General features: G+C 63.7%; 16 protein-coding genes, 1 rRNA gene and 1 riboswitch. Of the genes, 8 read left to right on the top strand and 9 right to left on the bottom strand.

The window, feature by feature from the left end:
• From hydA to CH295_RS17020, 4 genes are all read right to left on the bottom strand, one after another.
• On the bottom strand, positions 1-1,422 hold the full coding sequence (gene hydA / locus CH295_RS17035; protein WP_037193440.1) for a dihydropyrimidinase: 1,422 nt from the start codon (positions 1,420-1,422) through the stop codon (positions 1-3).
• Complete coding sequence (locus CH295_RS17030) at positions 1,422-2,261, bottom strand: nitrilase-related carbon-nitrogen hydrolase (RefSeq protein ID WP_212556183.1); 840 nt, start codon at positions 2,259-2,261, stop codon at positions 1,422-1,424. The genes hydA and CH295_RS17030 overlap by 1 nt, the downstream gene beginning before the upstream one ends.
• A gap of 103 nt (positions 2,262-2,364) precedes the next feature.
• Positions 2,365-3,879: an ATP-dependent DNA ligase gene (locus tag CH295_RS17025; RefSeq protein ID WP_094741401.1), complete on the bottom strand. Its 1,515-nt coding sequence runs from the start codon at positions 3,877-3,879 to the stop codon at positions 2,365-2,367.
• A gap of 137 nt (positions 3,880-4,016) precedes the next feature.
• Complete coding sequence (locus CH295_RS17020) at positions 4,017-5,609, bottom strand: carboxylesterase/lipase family protein (RefSeq protein ID WP_052047918.1); 1,593 nt, start codon at positions 5,607-5,609, stop codon at positions 4,017-4,019.
• A 98-nt stretch (positions 5,610-5,707) separates the two neighbouring features.
• Here CH295_RS17020 and CH295_RS28255 point away from each other — a divergent pair, with 98 nt between their 5' ends.
• The 6 genes from CH295_RS28255 (at position 5,708) to CH295_RS16990 (ending at position 11,304) form a co-directional block, all read left to right on the top strand.
• Entirely contained in the window at positions 5,708-6,355 is a 648-nt protein-coding gene (locus tag CH295_RS28255) for a hypothetical protein (RefSeq protein WP_230596360.1), read from the top strand.
• Positions 6,356-6,473: 118 nt separating this feature from the next.
• The gene (locus CH295_RS17010; RefSeq protein ID WP_037193447.1) at positions 6,474-7,871 is read left to right on the top strand and encodes a sugar porter family MFS transporter; all 1,398 of its coding nucleotides are present in this window, start codon (positions 6,474-6,476) and stop codon (positions 7,869-7,871) included.
• 63 nt (positions 7,872-7,934) lie between these two features.
• A riboswitch (TPP riboswitch) is annotated at positions 7,935-8,034 on the top strand.
• Positions 8,028-8,750 (top strand): TenA family protein, encoded by a 723-nt coding sequence (locus CH295_RS17005; protein ID WP_094633264.1) that lies wholly within the window; start codon positions 8,028-8,030, stop codon positions 8,748-8,750. It overlaps the preceding riboswitch by 7 nt.
• The gene (locus CH295_RS17000; RefSeq protein WP_094741380.1) at positions 8,747-9,760 is read left to right on the top strand and encodes an ABC transporter substrate-binding protein; all 1,014 of its coding nucleotides are present in this window, start codon (positions 8,747-8,749) and stop codon (positions 9,758-9,760) included. Before CH295_RS17005 ends, CH295_RS17000 begins: the two co-directional genes overlap by 4 nt.
• Positions 9,738-10,574, top strand: coding sequence for an ABC transporter permease (locus CH295_RS16995; protein WP_094741379.1), 837 nt, complete (start codon positions 9,738-9,740; stop codon positions 10,572-10,574). The genes CH295_RS17000 and CH295_RS16995 overlap by 23 nt, the downstream gene beginning before the upstream one ends.
• Positions 10,567-11,304: an ABC transporter ATP-binding protein gene (locus tag CH295_RS16990; RefSeq protein WP_037193452.1), complete on the top strand. Its 738-nt coding sequence runs from the start codon at positions 10,567-10,569 to the stop codon at positions 11,302-11,304. Before CH295_RS16995 ends, CH295_RS16990 begins: the two co-directional genes overlap by 8 nt.
• Before the next feature lie 30 nt (positions 11,305-11,334).
• Here the strand turns inward: CH295_RS16990 and CH295_RS16985 are convergent, their stop codons facing one another.
• The gene (locus tag CH295_RS16985; protein ID WP_094741378.1) at positions 11,335-12,612 is read right to left on the bottom strand and encodes an LCP family protein; all 1,278 of its coding nucleotides are present in this window, start codon (positions 12,610-12,612) and stop codon (positions 11,335-11,337) included.
• A 20-nt stretch (positions 12,613-12,632) separates the two neighbouring features.
• Complete coding sequence (locus CH295_RS16980) at positions 12,633-13,289, bottom strand: FMN-dependent NADH-azoreductase (RefSeq protein ID WP_082323750.1); 657 nt, start codon at positions 13,287-13,289, stop codon at positions 12,633-12,635.
• Positions 13,290-13,362: 73 nt separating this feature from the next.
• Between CH295_RS16980 and CH295_RS16975 the strand changes: the two genes are divergently transcribed.
• Positions 13,363-13,725 carry a helix-turn-helix domain-containing protein gene (locus tag CH295_RS16975; RefSeq protein WP_094741377.1) on the top strand — a complete coding sequence of 121 codons (363 nt, stop codon included), beginning with the start codon at positions 13,363-13,365 and terminating at the stop codon, positions 13,723-13,725.
• 15 nt (positions 13,726-13,740) lie between these two features.
• Here the strand turns inward: CH295_RS16975 and CH295_RS16970 are convergent, their stop codons facing one another.
• Complete coding sequence (locus CH295_RS16970) at positions 13,741-14,061, bottom strand: homoserine dehydrogenase (RefSeq protein ID WP_094741400.1); 321 nt, start codon at positions 14,059-14,061, stop codon at positions 13,741-13,743.
• Between the two features lie 230 nt (positions 14,062-14,291).
• Complete coding sequence (locus CH295_RS16965) at positions 14,292-15,062, bottom strand: hypothetical protein (RefSeq protein WP_037193454.1); 771 nt, start codon at positions 15,060-15,062, stop codon at positions 14,292-14,294.
• Between the two features lie 186 nt (positions 15,063-15,248).
• On the opposite strand from CH295_RS16965, the gene CH295_RS16960 reads away from it, so the two are divergent.
• Positions 15,249-15,533, top strand: coding sequence for a GNAT family N-acetyltransferase (locus tag CH295_RS16960; protein ID WP_094741376.1), 285 nt, complete (start codon positions 15,249-15,251; stop codon positions 15,531-15,533).
• Positions 15,534-16,679: 1,146 nt separating this feature from the next.
• Here the strand turns inward: CH295_RS16960 and rrf are convergent.
• Positions 16,680-16,776, bottom strand: a 5S ribosomal RNA gene (gene rrf, locus CH295_RS16950); the annotation flags it as partial.

Genomic DNA, 16,776 nt, shown 5'->3' with positions numbered 1-16,776 from the left:
TCAGATCAGATTCTGAGACAGGTCGCGTCGGACGAATCGTCCGTGTCCCGCAGTGCCGGAATAGGATCCACCGTCGACGATGATCCGGCCGCGAGAGATCACGGTGTCGACATGCCCGTCGATCTCGAAACCTTCGTACGCCGAGTAGTCCATGTTCATGTGGTGGGTCTTGTCGACGCCGATGCTGGTGTGTCCGTTCGGGTCGTAGATCACGATGTCCGCGTCGGCACCCGGGGTGATGACACCTTTCCTCGGATACATTCCGAACATCCTGGCCGGAGTGGTGCAGCAGACGTCGACCCACTTCTCCAGCGTGATCCTGCCGCTCTTGACGCCCTGGAACATCAGATCGATGCGATGTTCCACCGAGCCGATCCCGTTGGGAATCCTGGAGAAATCGCCGATGCCCATCTCCTTCTGGTCCTTCATGCAGAACGGGCAGTGATCGGTACTGACGGTCGCCACGTCTCCGGTGCGCAGGTACCGCCACAACTCGTCCTGATGCCCCTCGGCTCGCGACCGCAGTGGCGTCGAGCAGACCCACTTGGCACCCTCGAAGCCCGGTGCACCGAGTTGTTCCTCGAGTGACAGATAGAGGTACTGCGGACACGTCTCGGCAAACACGTTCTGCCCGTTGCCACGGGCCTGCGCAATCTGTTCCAGGGCCTGCTTGGCAGAGACGTGTACGACGTAGAGCGGTGCGCCGGTGACGTGGGCGAGCATGATCGCTCGATGCGTCGCCTCCTCCTCGAGTTGCCACGGCCGTGACGTGCCGTGGAAGTACGGGGCCGTGTCTCCACGCGCGATCGATTGAGCAACGAGTACATCGATCGCGATGCCGTTCTCCGCGTGCATCATCAGCAGTGCACCCGTTTCGGCGGCGGACTGCATGGCGCGCAGGATCTTGCCGTCGTCGGAGTAGAACACACCCGGATAGGCCATGAAGAGTTTGAAGCTGGTGACGCCCTCGGACACCAACTCGCTCATGGCTTTCAGGGAATCGTCGGTGACGTCGCCGATGATCTGATGGAAGCCGTAATCGATGGCGCACTGCCCCGCGGCCTTCTCGTGCCACTGCGCCAGAGTGTCCTGGACGCGCTGACCGGGGGTCTGAATCGCGAAATCCACGATCGTCGTCGTGCCACCCCAGGCCGCTGCGCGCGTTCCGGTTTCGAAGGTATCGGAGGCGAACGTACCGCCGAACGGCATCTCCATGTGCGTGTGTCCGTCGACCCCACCAGGAATGACGTATTTGCCGGTCGCGTCGACGACGACGTCCGCCGAGGTCTTCAGGTCCGCGGCCAGGGAGACCGATCCGGGTGCAAGCACTGCGACGATGCTCTCACCGTCGATGAGCACATCCAATTCCTGTGCGCCGGTGGTGGATACCACGGTCCCACCGTGCACGAAGGTGGTGGCCATCAGGGTTGCACCAGCGGGCCGTATGCGTCGGGTCTGCGGTCCCGATAGAAGGCCCATCGGTCGCGGACCACCTTGAGCAGGTCCATGTCGAGGTCACGCACGATTATTTCGGGTTCCGAATCCGACGCCACCTCGCCGACGAATTTGCCTTCGGGATCCACGAAATAGCTGGTCCCGTAGAAATCGTCGTCACCGTATTCGGATTCGATTCCGACTCGATTGATCGCGCCCACGTAGTACTCGTTTGCGACGGCCGAGGCGGGTTGTTCGAGCTTCCACAGGTAGTTCGACAGGCCCCGCGAGGTGGCCGACGGATTGAAGACGATTTCGGCACCGGCAAGACCGAGTGCGCGCCAACCTTCCGGGAAATGTCTGTCGTAGCAGATGTAGACACCGATACGCCCGACCGCGGTGTCGAACACCGGCCACCCCAGATTGCCGGGGCGAAAGTAGAACTTCTCCCAGAATCCGTTCACGTGGGGGATGTGGTGTTTTCTGTACTTGCCGAGATAGGTCCCGTCGGCGTCGACGACGGCAGCGGTGTTGTACAGAAGTCCGGGTTGTTCCTGCTCGTACACGGGCAGAATCATCACGATGCCGAGTTCCTTCGCCAGTGCGGCGAAACGGTCGACGGTGGGCCCTGGTACCGATTCTGCGTATTCGTAGAACTTCGCGTCCTGTAGCTGGCAGAAGTACGGACCGTAGAAAAGTTCTTGGAAGCAGACAACTTTCGCGCCCTGCTCGGCGGCGGACCGAGCAAACCCCTCGTGTGCCGCGATCATCGATTCTTTGTCACCGGTCCACTTGCTTTGGACCAGAGCAGCTCGAACTGTGGACATCATTGGCACTCCATCTCTCGCTGGCTTGCACCCTCAAGATATTTTGCGCCGTGTTACGGGATCGTTCGGCCGGTTTCGTATGTATTAATCGTCGGAACTGTTTTCACGAATGTGGAAGGAGTGCGCGCACGGCGTCGATGGAGTCCGCGGTGGCGAGGTTCTTGTCGGGTCGGTATCGCAGTACTCGCGCGAATCGCAGGGCAACGCCGCCCGGATAACGTGGGCTGACCTGCACGCCGTCGAGTTCGATTTCGACGATCAGTTCGGGGCGCAGGTACACGGTGTGCTCGTCGCGCTCTCGCTCGTGTTTCGGGAATTCGTCGGTCTGCCACTGCAACAACACGTCGGTCAGGCCTTTGAAGGTCTTACCCACCATGATCGGGTCACCGCCGTCGGGATCGCGAGCTCCCAGGTGCAGGTTGGACAGGTAGCCGGTGCGACGCCCGTACCCCCACTCGGCTCCGAGGACGACGAGGTCGAGGGTGTGTTCGGGTTTGACCTTCTGCCAGCTCTTTCCGCGACGGCCTGCGGCGTACGGTGCACCGAGAGCTTTGAGCATGACTCCCTCGTGCCCGGCGTCGAGTGCAGCGTCGAAGTGGGCCGCTGATTGGTCCGCATCGGGCCGAACGGCACTGGGAATTCGGTGCCCCGGTGCCACCCGGTCCAGTGCCGCCAGCCGTTGCTCCAGCGGGGAATCGAGCAGATCGACACCGTCGAGGTGCAGGCAGTCGAAGAAGTAGGGCTGCAGCAGGAGCTCGTGCGCGCTCTCGGCACCGAACCGGCTCATCGTTTCCTGGAAAGGCCTGGGCCGTCCGCTGTCGTCGAGCGCGAGGGTCTCCCCGTCCAGGACCACCGAATCGCACGGCAGCTCGAGAACCAGGTCCACCAGCTCGGGCACGCCGGCAGTGATGTCGCGCAGAGTCCGCGTGTAGATGCTCACGTTGTTTCCGGAGCGGTGCACCTGAATTCGCGCGCCGTCGAGTTTGTATTCGACGGTGACATCGCCTGACATCTGTTCCCAGGCGCCGCGCAGAGATTCCGCCGGCGATGCCAGCATCGGCCGGATCGGGCGACCGACCTCGAGCCGGAATGCATCCAGTGCGTCGACGCCACCGGTCATGGCGGCTACGGCCGTGGCAGGCAAACGACCCGAGAGCATGAATGCCCGACGCACCGGCGCTTGCGGCAGGTTCGTGGCCGCGGCAACGGCGTCGACCATGATTCCTTCGAGCGCGCCCTGGCGCAGCTCGCCGGTGACGAGCCGGATCAGAAACCGACGCTCCTCGGCCGTACTTCGGGAGAACAGGTCGGTCAATATCGCTACCCGCCGCGCAGCAGAACCCGCCCCCGAGGTCGCCGCGACCAAAGATATCGCCTCGTCCACCTCGGCAACCGTCAGTGTCGAGTCCGCGGCGGACGTCACGTCGAGATCGGCGAGAGTGCGCCAGCCGACCCCTATCCGTCCCTGCGGCAACTCCCCCGACAGCCACGACACGGCGGGCCCGATGTCACCGGCCTCGGCCTCGGCGAGCAGGGCACCGAGTTGCTCGATCTTGACCTTTCGCGAGCGCGTCGCTGCCACGGCACTGGACGTTTCGACGATCCTCGACATCAACACACCATCGAACATAACCGCACCTACCGACAGGTCGCTGACATCCAATTGTTACCGGTGTGACTCGAGCGACCGGTGTTCTTGCTGTTACGTTCGATTCATGTCAGCAACGCCGTGCGACAGAACGCATGAGCGATGTGTCAGCTGAACCCGAGAACGCGGTCGCCCCATGCAGCGCGCATCTCGCCGTCGGGGTCGTCGACGAGAGTGTCGGATGCATCGATCACCAGCGTCCAGCGCGCCTGCTCGGTGTACGGGGCCCAATGCTTGGACGCATCCAACGCTGCGGGTACGCCGTACCGGGCGAAAGCGAGCCAGCGTCTCTGCATCCGCGCGGACACCGCCATCGCCGGCTTCCGGCCACCGAGCCAGAAGGTGGGGTCTCGGCTGAGTGTTCCGAAATTACCGAACACATACGGCAGTTCGGTCGCGTGTCCCGCTCCCACCCGTGCGGCCTTGAGCATCGGCGTCGCATGATCGAATCGGTACATCCATGTCGGCGAATGCCTGCTGTGCCCGTCGGCGATCCAGACGCTCGGCATGAGGAATCCCGCGTCGCGCGATATGGCCTGTGCCCCAGCGGGTTTGTCCCGGTCCGGATATGCGGCCATGATCTCGGCGACCCGATAGGCGGGCAGATCCGCGTGGTCGTGAGCGATGGCGCGGAACATCTCGGAGACGGTGTCGGAGGTGATCGGCATCAACGGAGACTTCATGAATCGAAAGATCGAGGGCTCGTCGTGGTTGGTGCCGATGATCAACGGGATCTTGTGCGAGAGCCCCTTCTGGAAGGCCGCCACTGGATAGCGCGGCACGATGTCGCCGTCGACGACCGGCGAAAGGCCAAGTGTCCCAGGAACTGTCGTCGGGATCTCGTAGCAGAGCGTGTCGCCGGCGGTGACCAGCCTGGTGAAATGCATATCGAACAGTTCACCGATGTCTTCCCGGTCGACGCCCACCAACTCCAGGAACCTCGACGCCACCGCGGCTCCGCGGTCGGGGCCGTACACCGAGGTCGCAGGCGCGCTCTGCACGATCGCTCGCTGGAACAGGCCCTCGGCCTTGGGAGAGGTCATCAACGTGGTGACCGACGCTCCCCCGGAGGATTCACCGAACACCGTCACCTGATCGGGATCGCCGCCGAACGCAGAGATGCACTCACGGACCCACTGCAGTGCGGCAATCTGATCTCGCAGCCCCAGATTGGTCTCGAACGTGTGCTCGTCGGTGGAGAACGAGGACAGGTCGAGGAACCCGAACGGGCCGAGACGAAAATTGATGGTCACCACCACCACGTCGCCGTTCTCGCTGAGGTTTCTCCCGTCGTAGACCCGCTGGGCGGACGATCCGAGCGAGTACGCACCGCCATGGATCCAGACCAACACCGGCCGCAGTTCTGCATCGGGACGGGGAGCCCAGACGTTGAGCGTGAGGCAGTCCTCGGAAATCGACAGCGACGGATCGATCGGCACCGGACTGTCGCGACCCTGCGGAGCCATCGCACCGAATTCGAGGCCGTCGAGCACTCCCGACCAGGGCTGCAACGGACGCGGCGCTCGGAACCTGAGCTTCCCCACCGGAGGCGTCGCGTAGGGAATACCCCGCCAGGCCAGGATCGGCGACGCATCGGCAGCGACCGGATAGCCGAGAACGTCGCCGTAGGGCGTGCTCACGAGCACGGTGGAATCGGGCTCGGTGGAATCGGACGCGCCGGAGTCAGAGGCGATGGCCATGGAACCTCCCGTTCGGTCGTTGCCCAACGTACCAACATCAACCATCCCCTCGGCGACGATACGCACAGCGTCGACGCCCGCGAGCGAAGGAACCGTCGATGAAGAGAATCGGATGTGCCGCAGTGGCAGTCGTCGGGGCATGTCTGCTCGGAGCCTGCGGTTCGAGCGGCGGAGGCGACGGACCGATGGCGACCGTGATCACCGACCGCCCCACCCCGATCACCACGGCTCCCTCCGCCCCCTCTGCCGCGCCGGCATCACCGTCCACCGCAGCGACCACCACGCCGACGTCCACCACGGCGACACCGACGAGTCCTGCTGCACCCCAGGCGAAACCGCAAGACTACGCAGGCAAGGCACCCGGCTGGTACTACTTCTCGAGCCCCAGCGGAAAGTTCGAGTGCGGTATCGCCGTCCTCGAATCCTCGATCGCCGGATGCCACGGGTCGCTCCCTTCTTCGGCACCCGAGGTTCCCGGCAGCGGGGCGTCGGAAACGGCGGTGAAACCCAATGCCGTGCAGCTGATCGCTGGATCACCGGCGAAGTTCGAGAGCCTCGGCGATCCCAAGTTCCACCGTTTCGACGGTCCTGCGGCAGCCTTGCCGTACGGCGAGGAGCTCACCGTCCCCGGAAGCGGCTCCACCAACGGCCTTCGGTGCAGCGTCGACGAGCAGACCGGAGTCACGTGCACCGATCAGGTCGGCCACGGTTTCACCGTCTCGGACGATGATTTCGACCTTCGTTGACGGTCTCGTTCGCTCAGCAAATTACCAGGCGTAATGTCCGGGGACGGTACGACAATTCCTGCCGTACGGTCTCCCCAGCGGCCGACGCCCGTGCGCGCGGCCGGAAGGTGCATCACTCATGAATCAGACCTCGGACCGCCACACAGCGAAGGTCATCGGCGTCAGCATCGCCGCTGCTGTGGGCGGATTCCTGTTCGGCTTCGACAGTTCCGTCATCAACGGCGCTGTCGACTCGATCGAAGATCACTTCCTCCTCGGCTCGTTCACCACCGGCTTCGTGGTCGCGATCGCCCTCATCGGGTGCGCAGTGGGTGCCTGGTTCGCCGGCAGCCTCGCAGACCGTTGGGGACGCAAGAAGGTCATGCTGCTCGGCTCGGCCCTGTTCGTCGTTTCGTCGATCGGTTCGGGACTGGCGTTCAGCGTCCCCGACCTCATGCTCTGGCGAGTGCTCGGTGGACTGGGGATCGGCATCGCCTCGGTGATCGCACCGGCGTACATCGCCGAGATCGCTCCGGCCAAGTGGCGCGGTTCTTTGGCCTCGCTCCAGCAATTGGCCATCACCATCGGTATTTTCGCCGCTCTGCTGTCCGACGCCCTCCTCGCGGGTGCCGCGGACGGGGCGTCCAACGACCTGTGGTTCGGCATCGAGGCCTGGCGCTGGATGTTCCTGGTCGGCGTCGTACCGGCGCTGGTGTACGGGTTGTTGGCAACCCTGATCCCGGAGTCTCCGCGCTACCTCGTCGGTCAGCATCTCGACGAGGAAGCCGCCAGAGTCCTCGCCGAGATCACCGGCGAACTGCATCCGGACGAGCGCGTCCACGAGATCAGGCTGACACTGCGCAAGGAGTCACGCTCGTCGTTCGCCGACATTCGCGGTCCGAAGTTCGGCCTGCAACCCATCGTCTGGGTGGGCATCACGATGGCCGTGCTGCAGCAGTTGGTCGGCATCAACGCGATCTTCTACTACTCGACGACGCTGTGGCGCTCGGTCGGCTTCAGTGAGGATCAGTCGTTCACGACGTCGGTCATCACCGCCGTGATCAACGTGGTCATGACGTTCGTGGCGATTCTGTTCGTCGACCGAATCGGTAGGCGCAAGCTGCTGATGGCGGGCTCGATCGGCATGTTCGGCGGACTCGTCATGGCGTCGGTGGCGTTCTCGCAGGCGACCGGCAGCGGCGACGACGTCACGTTGCCTGCTCCGTGGGGTGCGATCGCGCTGATCGGCGCCAATCTTTTCGTCATATTCTTCGCATCCACCTGGGGTCCGATCATGTGGGTCATGCTCGGTGAGATGTTCCCCAACCGCATGCGGGCCATGGCACTCGGCATCGGCACTGCAGCCAACTGGATGGCCAACTTCGCTGTCACGCTTGCCTTCCCGCCGCTGACGTCGTCTGTGGGACTGTGGGTGATCTACGCAGGATTCGCTGTGTTCGCCGCACTCTCGTTCTTCTTCGTCAAGGCCAAGATCCGGGAGACCAAGGGTATGGAGCTCGAAGACATGCTGGGCTGAACCCGGACCGCAGATACGGGGGCGGCAACAGCGCCACCGGGTGACCGGTGTTACTGTCACTGTCGTTCTGACACGGGGTGTGTCCGCCGATGCGGATGCTGAGATCAAACCCGCCGAACCTGATGCAGGTAATACTGACGAAGGGATGTCAAGGCGATGACGCCTGTTGTATCTGCGGACCCGGTCCGCTTCACCGATCGACTGTGGAATGCCTCCGAGGACATTCGACGCGCGATCGACGACCTCGAATTTCTTCGACTACTCGGGGCCGGGACGCTTCCGCTCGACGCGTTCCGTCGGTACCTCGAACAGGACTCACTCTATCTCGGTGGGTACGTGAAGTCGCTGTCACTGCTGGCAGCACATGCACCGAACCCGTTCGCCGGAGCATTCTGGGCAAGCGCTGCCGCGAGCGCGATGGACGAGGCCGCGTCGCACGAGGCGATGCTGACCGGTGGAGCGCTGCCCCCGTCGACCCGGACGCCCGAGCCCTCACCGGCATGCCTCGGTTACACGTCCTACCTGACCGCGACGGCGGCAACCGAACCGTATCCTGTTGCAGCAGCAGCTGTTCTGCCGTGCTTCTGGATCTACGCAGACGTCGGCCGCTCACTCGCCGGTGCAGCGAGGGCGGTTCTCGATCGCGATCCCGACCACCCTTACGCGCAGTGGGTGGCCGCGTACGACGCACCCGAATTCCATGCCATCGTCGACGCTGCCAAGACATTCGTCGATGACGCCGCAGCGGCCGCGACGCCGGCGCAGCGCGAGCAGATGATCGACGCCTTCGTCGTCGCGTCGCGGTACGAATTGATGTTCTGGGACAGCGCATTACATCCCACCCCATGGCCCCTGGCCGAGAGTGCGGTGTACGCATGAGAACCACTCGAATCCTCGCGGCGTTGGCGGCGGCAGTCGTTGCCACGACCGGACTGGCGGGCTGCTCCGACTCGACGGACTCCGACACCATTCGGTTCGCGTTGGACTGGACGCCGAACACGAACCACACCGGCCTGTATGTCGCCCTGCAGGAGGGCTATTTCGCCGACGCCGGCCTGGACGTGGAGATTCTGCCGTACAACAACACCGCGGCGGACACTCTCGTCGATGCCGGAAACGCCGAGTTCGGCATCAGCACACAGAGTTCGGGCGTATTCGCGACCTCCGCAGGCGCGCAGACAGTGTCCGTCCTTGCGCCGCTGCAGCATTGGGCTACCGGCATCGGAGTTCGCGCCGATCGAGACGACATCCCGAGCCCGAAGGCACTCGACGGGAAGGTCTACGCCGGGTTCGGCGAGTCCGGTGAGCAGGCCGGACTCGAGAAGGTCATTCAGAACGACGGCGGCACAGGCGAATACGAAACGGTGGTACTGGGCACCTCGGCATACGAGGCGGTGTACTCCGGTACCGCCGACTTCACCGTCTCCTACTTCGCGTGGGAAGGCATCGAAGCCGAGCACAGCGGAACGCCGATGAAGTACTTCGACTACACCGACTATGGGTTTCCGGACGCCTACGCCATCACGATCAGCGGCAACGAGCCCTGGCTCGCAGCCCATCCGGACCAGGCCGAGAAGTTCGTCCAGGCACTTCAGCGCGGCTACCAACTCGCCGCCGACGATCCGGACAAGGCCGCACAGGATCTGATCGACGCCAATCCGGGAACCTTCACCGACGAGTCGCTCGTCTTCGAGAGCCAGGAGATGCTCGCAGCGAAGTACATGAAGGACTCCACTGGCGAGGTAGGACGACAGAGTCTCGACAAGTGGACCGCGTACTCGAAATTCCTCTACGACAGCGGTGTGCTGGCCGATCAGAACGGCGCGCCTCTGACCGCGGAGCCGGACTGGTCGACCTACTTCACCAATGACTACCTCGGCAATCGATGAGTCGGTAGCCGCTGACCGAGGTTCCTACTCGTTCAGCGGTATCCGAGCCTCGCTTCGTTGGGCGTGGCCCGCGCTGACCGTCGTCGTACTGCTCATCGCCGCCTGGCAGATCTACGTCCAGATCAGCGGCATCCGGCCGCAGGTGCTGCCGTCTCCCGGCCGAGTGGTGGTCCAGGGTTGGGCGCAACGCGATGCGATCGCCGAGAACGCGGCGGCGACTCTGCAGGTGACCCTGGTCGGGTTCGCGGTCTCCCTGGCCCTGGCGTGGCTGCTGGCCATCGCGGTGGATTTCTCGCCGTGGCTGCGGCGCGCGTTCGTACCCCTCTTCGTCGTATCGCAGACGCTTCCGATCATCGCGATCGCGCCGCTGTTGATCATCTGGTTCGGCTTCGGGCTGCTTCCGAAGATCCTGGTCATCGCGTTGGCCACGTTCTTCCCGATGGCCATCGGGCTCATCGAGGGTTTCGCGGCGGCCGATCGAGACGCGAGATCACTGCTGGCCAGCATGGGCGCCTCGCGCTGGCAACAGTTTCGATACGTGCGGCTACCGTCGGCGCTCCCCCGATTCTTCACCTCACTTCGCATCGGAATCACCTACGCGGTGGTCGGTGCGATCTTTGCCGAATATGCCGGGGCCAGTGCGGGACTCGGCATCTACATGAGCCAACAGAAGAACTCGTTTCGTACCGATCTGGTTCTCGCCGCGGTTGCCGTGACTGCCGTGATCAGCGTGGTCCTGTTCGTCTCCACCTTCCTGGTGGAGCGGTTCGTCGCTCCTTGGGCGCGCCACGGTTCGGCGGGTCTTCATGTCTGACTCCGACACCTGCATCGATGTTCGCGATCTCACCAAATCATTCGGCGACAAGCCCGTACTCGACGGCATGTCGTTCGGTGTTCGGCCCGGCGAGTTCGTGTCGATCATCGGCCCGAGCGGTTCCGGTAAGAGCACGGTGTTCAACATGCTGGCCGGACTCGACAGGCCCGACTCCGGCACGGTGCGAGTACCACCGTGCGCCTACATGCCTCAGAAAGACCTGCTGTTTCCGTGGCGTTCGGTGTTGGACAACACCACCCTCGGGCTCGAAGTGCAGGGCATTGCCAAGAAGGAGGCGCGGGCGCGGGCACGCGAGCTGTTCCCGGTGTTCGGTCTGGACGGGTACGAGTCGGCCAGACCGTCCGAACTCTCCGGCGGCATGCGCCAACGAGCGGCGCTGCTGCGCACGGTGGTACAGGGACGATCGGTACTGCTGCTCGACGAACCGTTCGGAGCGCTGGACTCGTTGACCAGGAGCGACATGCAGGCCTGGTTGCAGCAGGTCTGGTCGGAGTTTCGGTGGACCGTGCTGATGGTCACGCACGACATCCGAGAAGCGGTCTATCTCTCCGATCGCGTGATCGTCCTCTCCCCCAGACCCGCCCACGTCCGACGGCAGATCGAGGTGACGCTGCCCCGCCCGCGCGGGCTCGAGATCGTCACGACGCCGCAGTTCGCGGCCGTGGAGAAACAGCTGATGGACGTTCTGCTCAGCACGCCGACCCTCTGACCGGTACCGCGCGAGTGCAGTCGACAGGGCTCAGTCGACACAGGGAATGCCGCCGTCGCTGTGCACACCCTCGTCAGGGGCTGCTACCGGATCCAGGGACGGATCCGGCGCAGCGACCTCGAGCGGGGGCAGCTCCGTTCCCGGATCGGGTGCCGCGGTGATCGGCGGTGCGGGCGGCGGCGCGTCATCGATCAACCGCGCTGCCTCGGCCCTGATGGCGTCGACGTCGACGAGGTTGACGTCCTGCCCGTCGATCGTGTCGTAGCCCGTGATCGGGAGCGTGTAGAAATCGATGTCGCCCTGCATGACTGCACCGGCTCCCCCTGCGAGCTTCACCGGATCCAGGGATGCGTCGATCACGACGTCGTCCTTGGTGCCCGCTACGAGCGCCCGGAGTTCGCCGATGTTCGCCATGACACCGGAGGAGCTGAGCTTGGCCATCACTCCGGCTACGAAGGCCTGCTGTCGCTTGGTTCGATCGAGATCGCCGTTGTCGAGGCCGTGGCGTTGCCGGACGAAGGACAGTGCCTGCGAGGCGCTCAGTTCTTGCGTGCCCGCAGCGAAGTCCGCCCCCGAGTAGTTGTCGTGTACCGGATTGTTCAGGCACACCTGAATGGGTCCGACAGCTTCCGCGACGTCGTAGAAGCCCAGAAGATTCACTTCGGCAAAATGATCGATCGGCACGTCGAGCAGATCACGAACCGCGGTCAACGTCGACCGTCGTCCCGCGTCGCGCGCTCGTCGCTCCCGTTCGGCCGGATCGGTGACGCCCTCGTCGAGCAACTGTGTATCGGCGTCGGCTTTCGCAAGTCCGTACGCCTCCTTGATCTTTCGCTTGCCGTATCCGGGAACGTCGACGTAGTCGTCGCGAGGTATCGACAGCGCCGTCGCCCGCCCGCCGTCGGCCGGAAGGTGCACCAGCAACAGGGTGTTGGTGTTGTATCCCCCCACGTCGCTGTCGCCTGCATGCAGCGCGTCGGTGACGAACTCGGCAGGTAGGTCGTTGCCGTCCATGTCCTTGCGGCTGTCGAGGCCGATCAACAGGATGTCGGTGTCCTCGCCGTTGCCACTCGGATCGTTGTTCGCGATGCCGTCGAGCGCGTTCGAGGTGGTCAGTCCCGTGGTGGCTTCGCGGTATACAGCGAACCCGATTCCGCTGACCACGATCGAGCCCACTGCCGCAGTGGCGACGAAAACCCGGCCGATTCGGAGCGCGAGGCCTCGATCGCGCAACGGCTTCCTGATGCGATGACGCCCCGATCCACGTTCACCGCGGGTGGTGTCGTTGCCTGGGCCGTTCGAGAGCACCTCGCCAGGCTACTCGGCTCTCACCTGGTGGTAGCTCCACCCAATCGCCGCGCGAGATCGTCGACGGCGGAGAACGCCGCCTCGAGATTGGCTCGCGCCTGCGGAATCTGCGGCGCGAGTGCCGGCACCCGCTCGGCGAGAGTCAGATCGACCGGGACGAAGTGGACGTCCATTCCCAGCGCGACTCCGAGCACCTGTCGCAGTTGTGCGGTGGTGTGGTCGGTGGACGCGTTGTCGGTACCGGGGGTGTAGTCGTTTCCCCGACTGGTCACCACGACCACGGGCTTGCCGACGAGAGGTGCCGTGTCGCTGTCGAACGGCACGGTGATGCCCGGAACGTGTACGTAGTCGATCCATGCCTTCAGGGTCGACGGGATCGACCAGTTGTACATCGGCGCACCGATCAACACCACGTCCGCCGAGATCAGTTCCTCGATCAGTTCGACCTGCAACGCCTCGGCGGATGGATCGACGGTTTCGTCGGCGGTTCGCAGATGAGGTGCCCAGTGCAGCGCAGACGTGGGTAGGTGCGGCAGCGGACTCGAATGCAGGTCTCGAGGGATCACCGAGTGGTCGGTGCCGATGCCGTGCCAGGCGTCCGAGAAGCGGGCCGTCACCCGGCGGCTGATCGAGCCGACCGGGTCGGCGGACGAATCGAGGTGCAACAACTGCGGCACTGAACACTCCTCACATGCTGGGTGCTTCGAGCCTATGCGCACCGAGGCCGTTGCCCGCTCCTATCCTGGAAGAATGGACTTCCGATTCGTCATGCCTGCCCTCGAGTCGCGATCGGCCACCTCGCTGGCGGCGGTCGTTCACGAGCGGACCGGAGCAGACCTCGACATCAGTATCGGCGGTTCGGAGGTTCGGCTCGACGACGCAGCACGCGGCGCGGTGTTGGAACTTCTCACCCAGCTCGCGACCGGGCGGGCGGTGGCCATCGGCACCGTGGACGAGTTGCTGACCACCTCGCAGGCTGCCGAGGTGCTCGGGGTATCCGACACCTATGTCAGACGGTTGGCCGATGCGGGCGATCTACCGATCGAAATGCGCGGCACTCACAGACGATTTCGGCTCGAAGACCTTCTGCGACACCGTGATCGATTCCGGTGATGTGCGCTTTGCCCGTCACCCGGCCTCGCGTTCGAAGTGCTCGGACTGGACGGTCATGAGATCACGGAACGCCTGCCCGGCAGCCAGCCAGAGTTGTTCGGAGTCGATGTAGTCCACCCCTCGGATATCGACATCACCCAGGTACGCGCCGACGTCGACCGACAACATTCCGATGACAGAGGAGACGTCGGCATCGAGATACGTGGATTGGGTGTTCTGCAGCTCGCGGAACTGACCCGAGAAGAACTCGGCCGGGATTCTCCGATCGACGAACTGGGCGATGAGGAACAGGAAGCGGGACGCGTGGGCGGAGCCCGTCCGGAAGGAATGTTCCATGGTGAAGACCTCTCCCCACGGTCGACAGCACCCCTCGCACTGTCGACCGTTGAGCTCGCTGATACCCGAATTTCGATGCACGGACGAACTCTCGAACATCGATTCGACCCAGAGGCTAAAACAGGGAGCTCGTCCTACCAGCGCAAGATTAATCGGACCTTTGTCCCGTTTTTACCGGAAAAGCCAATTTGGTGAGGAGTCACAACAAAGGGGTCGGGAGCTGTAGTTCTCTACTGAAAAGATCCCAGCGGAGCACGATCCGGAGTGTCCAGTTGCCAGAACTGCCAACCGTCGCGCTCCTCGACATCCCCACTGATATGCGTGGCCACCGCACTGGCAGCGACGGAGGGATTGTCGAATCGACGGCCCTCCATCGGTCCAGCGGTGATCTCGAGTCGCTGTGTCTCGGGATCGTAGCGACCACTCAGCCGATAGCCTTCGCAATCGGCGACCACCCGTACCCGGTTGTCGATCACTTCTTCCTCCACGGCCGCCTTGGACGACTTTCGAGGCGCCTTCACCCGTGGAGTACGAACCCACGTCTGTTCGGGGCCGAGATCGACCGATGTGTCCAACGTCGAACTCAGACCCAGCAGGTCCCAACGCTCGCTGCCGTGCAGCACTCGGTCCACCGCTATCGCGTGATGTCCGGTCCTGGTACGCAGTGGCGAATCCTGGACCCACAGGTCGACTTCTCCGCGAATGTCGGTGGCCATCTCTTCGGACGAGACCATATAGAAGCGCGGCTCGTCGTTCGCCAGATCGACGAACACCCAATACGAGGAACCGGTGTCGTCACTCTCGAGCGATTCGTCCTGCCTGCGGGCCTTCCAATCTCCGGTCACCTTCGATCGCACGCGAACGATGCACGACGAGGTGCCGTCCATCGACCAGACCTGCACGGGATTGCGACGCGACGTCGTCAGCCGTTCCGCACGTCCACCGCGCTGAGCGACGGTTCGGATGAATGCCTTGATTCCCCGGTCGGATGTGTCTTCCACGGATTGCCACCTTCAGCCTCGAGAGCGCCCCGTACTTATGAAGAGCGGTGTTGCGACGGGTGGCGCTCGCACGACTCGGTTTCCCTCACCCTACTGCGTCGATGCCTGCTCGAGTAACCGCAGAACACCCCACAGGACGAGGTCCGGTTACCGTGGTGACAACGAACTCGGCCAGGAGGTACCACCATGGCGGTCAAGATCACCCACGACAGTGCCGACCGACGGTTCGAGATCCATGTCGACTCCGAGCTGGCAGGCTACTCGGAGTACATCGAATCGCACGGCGCACGAACGTTTCATCACACCGTGACGCTCCCGCAGTTTCGCGGCCGAGGGCTTGCCGCTGCCCTCACCGAATACGCCCTCGACGACACCAGCACGCAGGGACTGCGCGTTGTCCCTACGTGCTGGTTCGTTCGCGACTTCATTGCCGCCGCGGGCGATCGCTACTCACATCTGATGGAGCCCTGACTGTCAGCGCCGGGACGACATCACCGCAAACTCGATCTCGGATTCCGATTCGCAATCGTTCTGGGCTGTTGTCTCCGTCGGATCACTCTCACTCGAATCCGATTCTGCGACAGTTGTTTCGGCAGCTCTCTCCGCTGCGACCCGACGCCGTTCGTAGTTCTGCGCGCCACGCGCGACGCGTTGTCGGTGTTCGTTCAGGATCTGTTCGTACTGGTACATCTGTTCTCCTACAACAAGAATGGACGCCGAACACAGAGCATTGCTGTGCGGCGAAGTATTGGATCGACAGCTGCATATCGCCGGCCGGAACCGACCGATTCGGCCGAAGGCTCACTCAGAGAGCATGATCGGCAAGCATGGCAATCCGCGAGTAGACGACTCGACGGCCCACGTGATTCGTTCCTGCTGCCATTGTCCACCTCCACGGTCTCTGCGATGTGCCTGTGCCACGATCATGCACGGCCGCGGCGACGAACTCCACCGATTTAATTCAGCGAGCACGACGCGACAGCTGTCACCCACCAATCCACCTGTCGCAACAGCCATTTCGCAGACCGCATCGCTTTTCGGACAACGACGTGATGCGGAGACGACGACATCGCACCGAGCCGGCACAGCACGCTCCGCGTGGTGATACTGATATCTACCGTCGCCTACGCCGAAGTCGAAACTTAGAGTCCGCGAATGCGCGCGCGTTTGCCCTCGTATGCGCAGCTGCTTCCGGTGCCTCGTGCTGGCACCCGCGTTGCGGCCCCATGTGCGCAAATGCGCGCGCGTTTGCCGAGGGGCGGCATTGGTGCCGGGCAGCTCGGGAGTCTTGGAGCGGCAGTCGGGGTGCCGGCAGCTCCAGGGTCCGTCGATGTGACGGCAACGCCCGGCCTGTGTCCCTCGTGTCCGCAAATGCGCGCGCGTTTGTCAGGTGCGCGGGGAATAGGTACAGGTCGGGATGCGATTCTGCGCGCGGATGGCGAATGCGCGCGCGTTTGTCCGGGGTGGGAGGAGGGTGGCTGTCGGTGTGCGAGCCGGCACCTGGGTCCAGCCCCGGCTCGTGGCGGATGCGCGCGCGTTTGTGGGTGGGGTGTGTGGGTGGTTTCGAAATGCAGAACACCCCCAGACCAGTGGTCTGAGGGTGTTCTGGCAAATTGTGTTCGGCGGTGTCCTACTCTCCCACACCCTGTCGAGTGCAGTACCATCGGCGCTGGAGGGCTTAGCTTCCGGGTTCGGAATGGGACCGGGCGTTTCC

Origin of the sequence: Rhodococcus sp. 14-2483-1-2 (assembly GCF_002259405.1) — a bacterium.
In the GTDB taxonomy this organism is placed as follows: domain Bacteria; phylum Actinomycetota; class Actinomycetes; order Mycobacteriales; family Mycobacteriaceae; genus Rhodococcoides.
The sequence above is the reverse complement of the archived record's forward strand: the minus strand, read 5'-3'. Positions and strand labels throughout refer to the sequence as shown.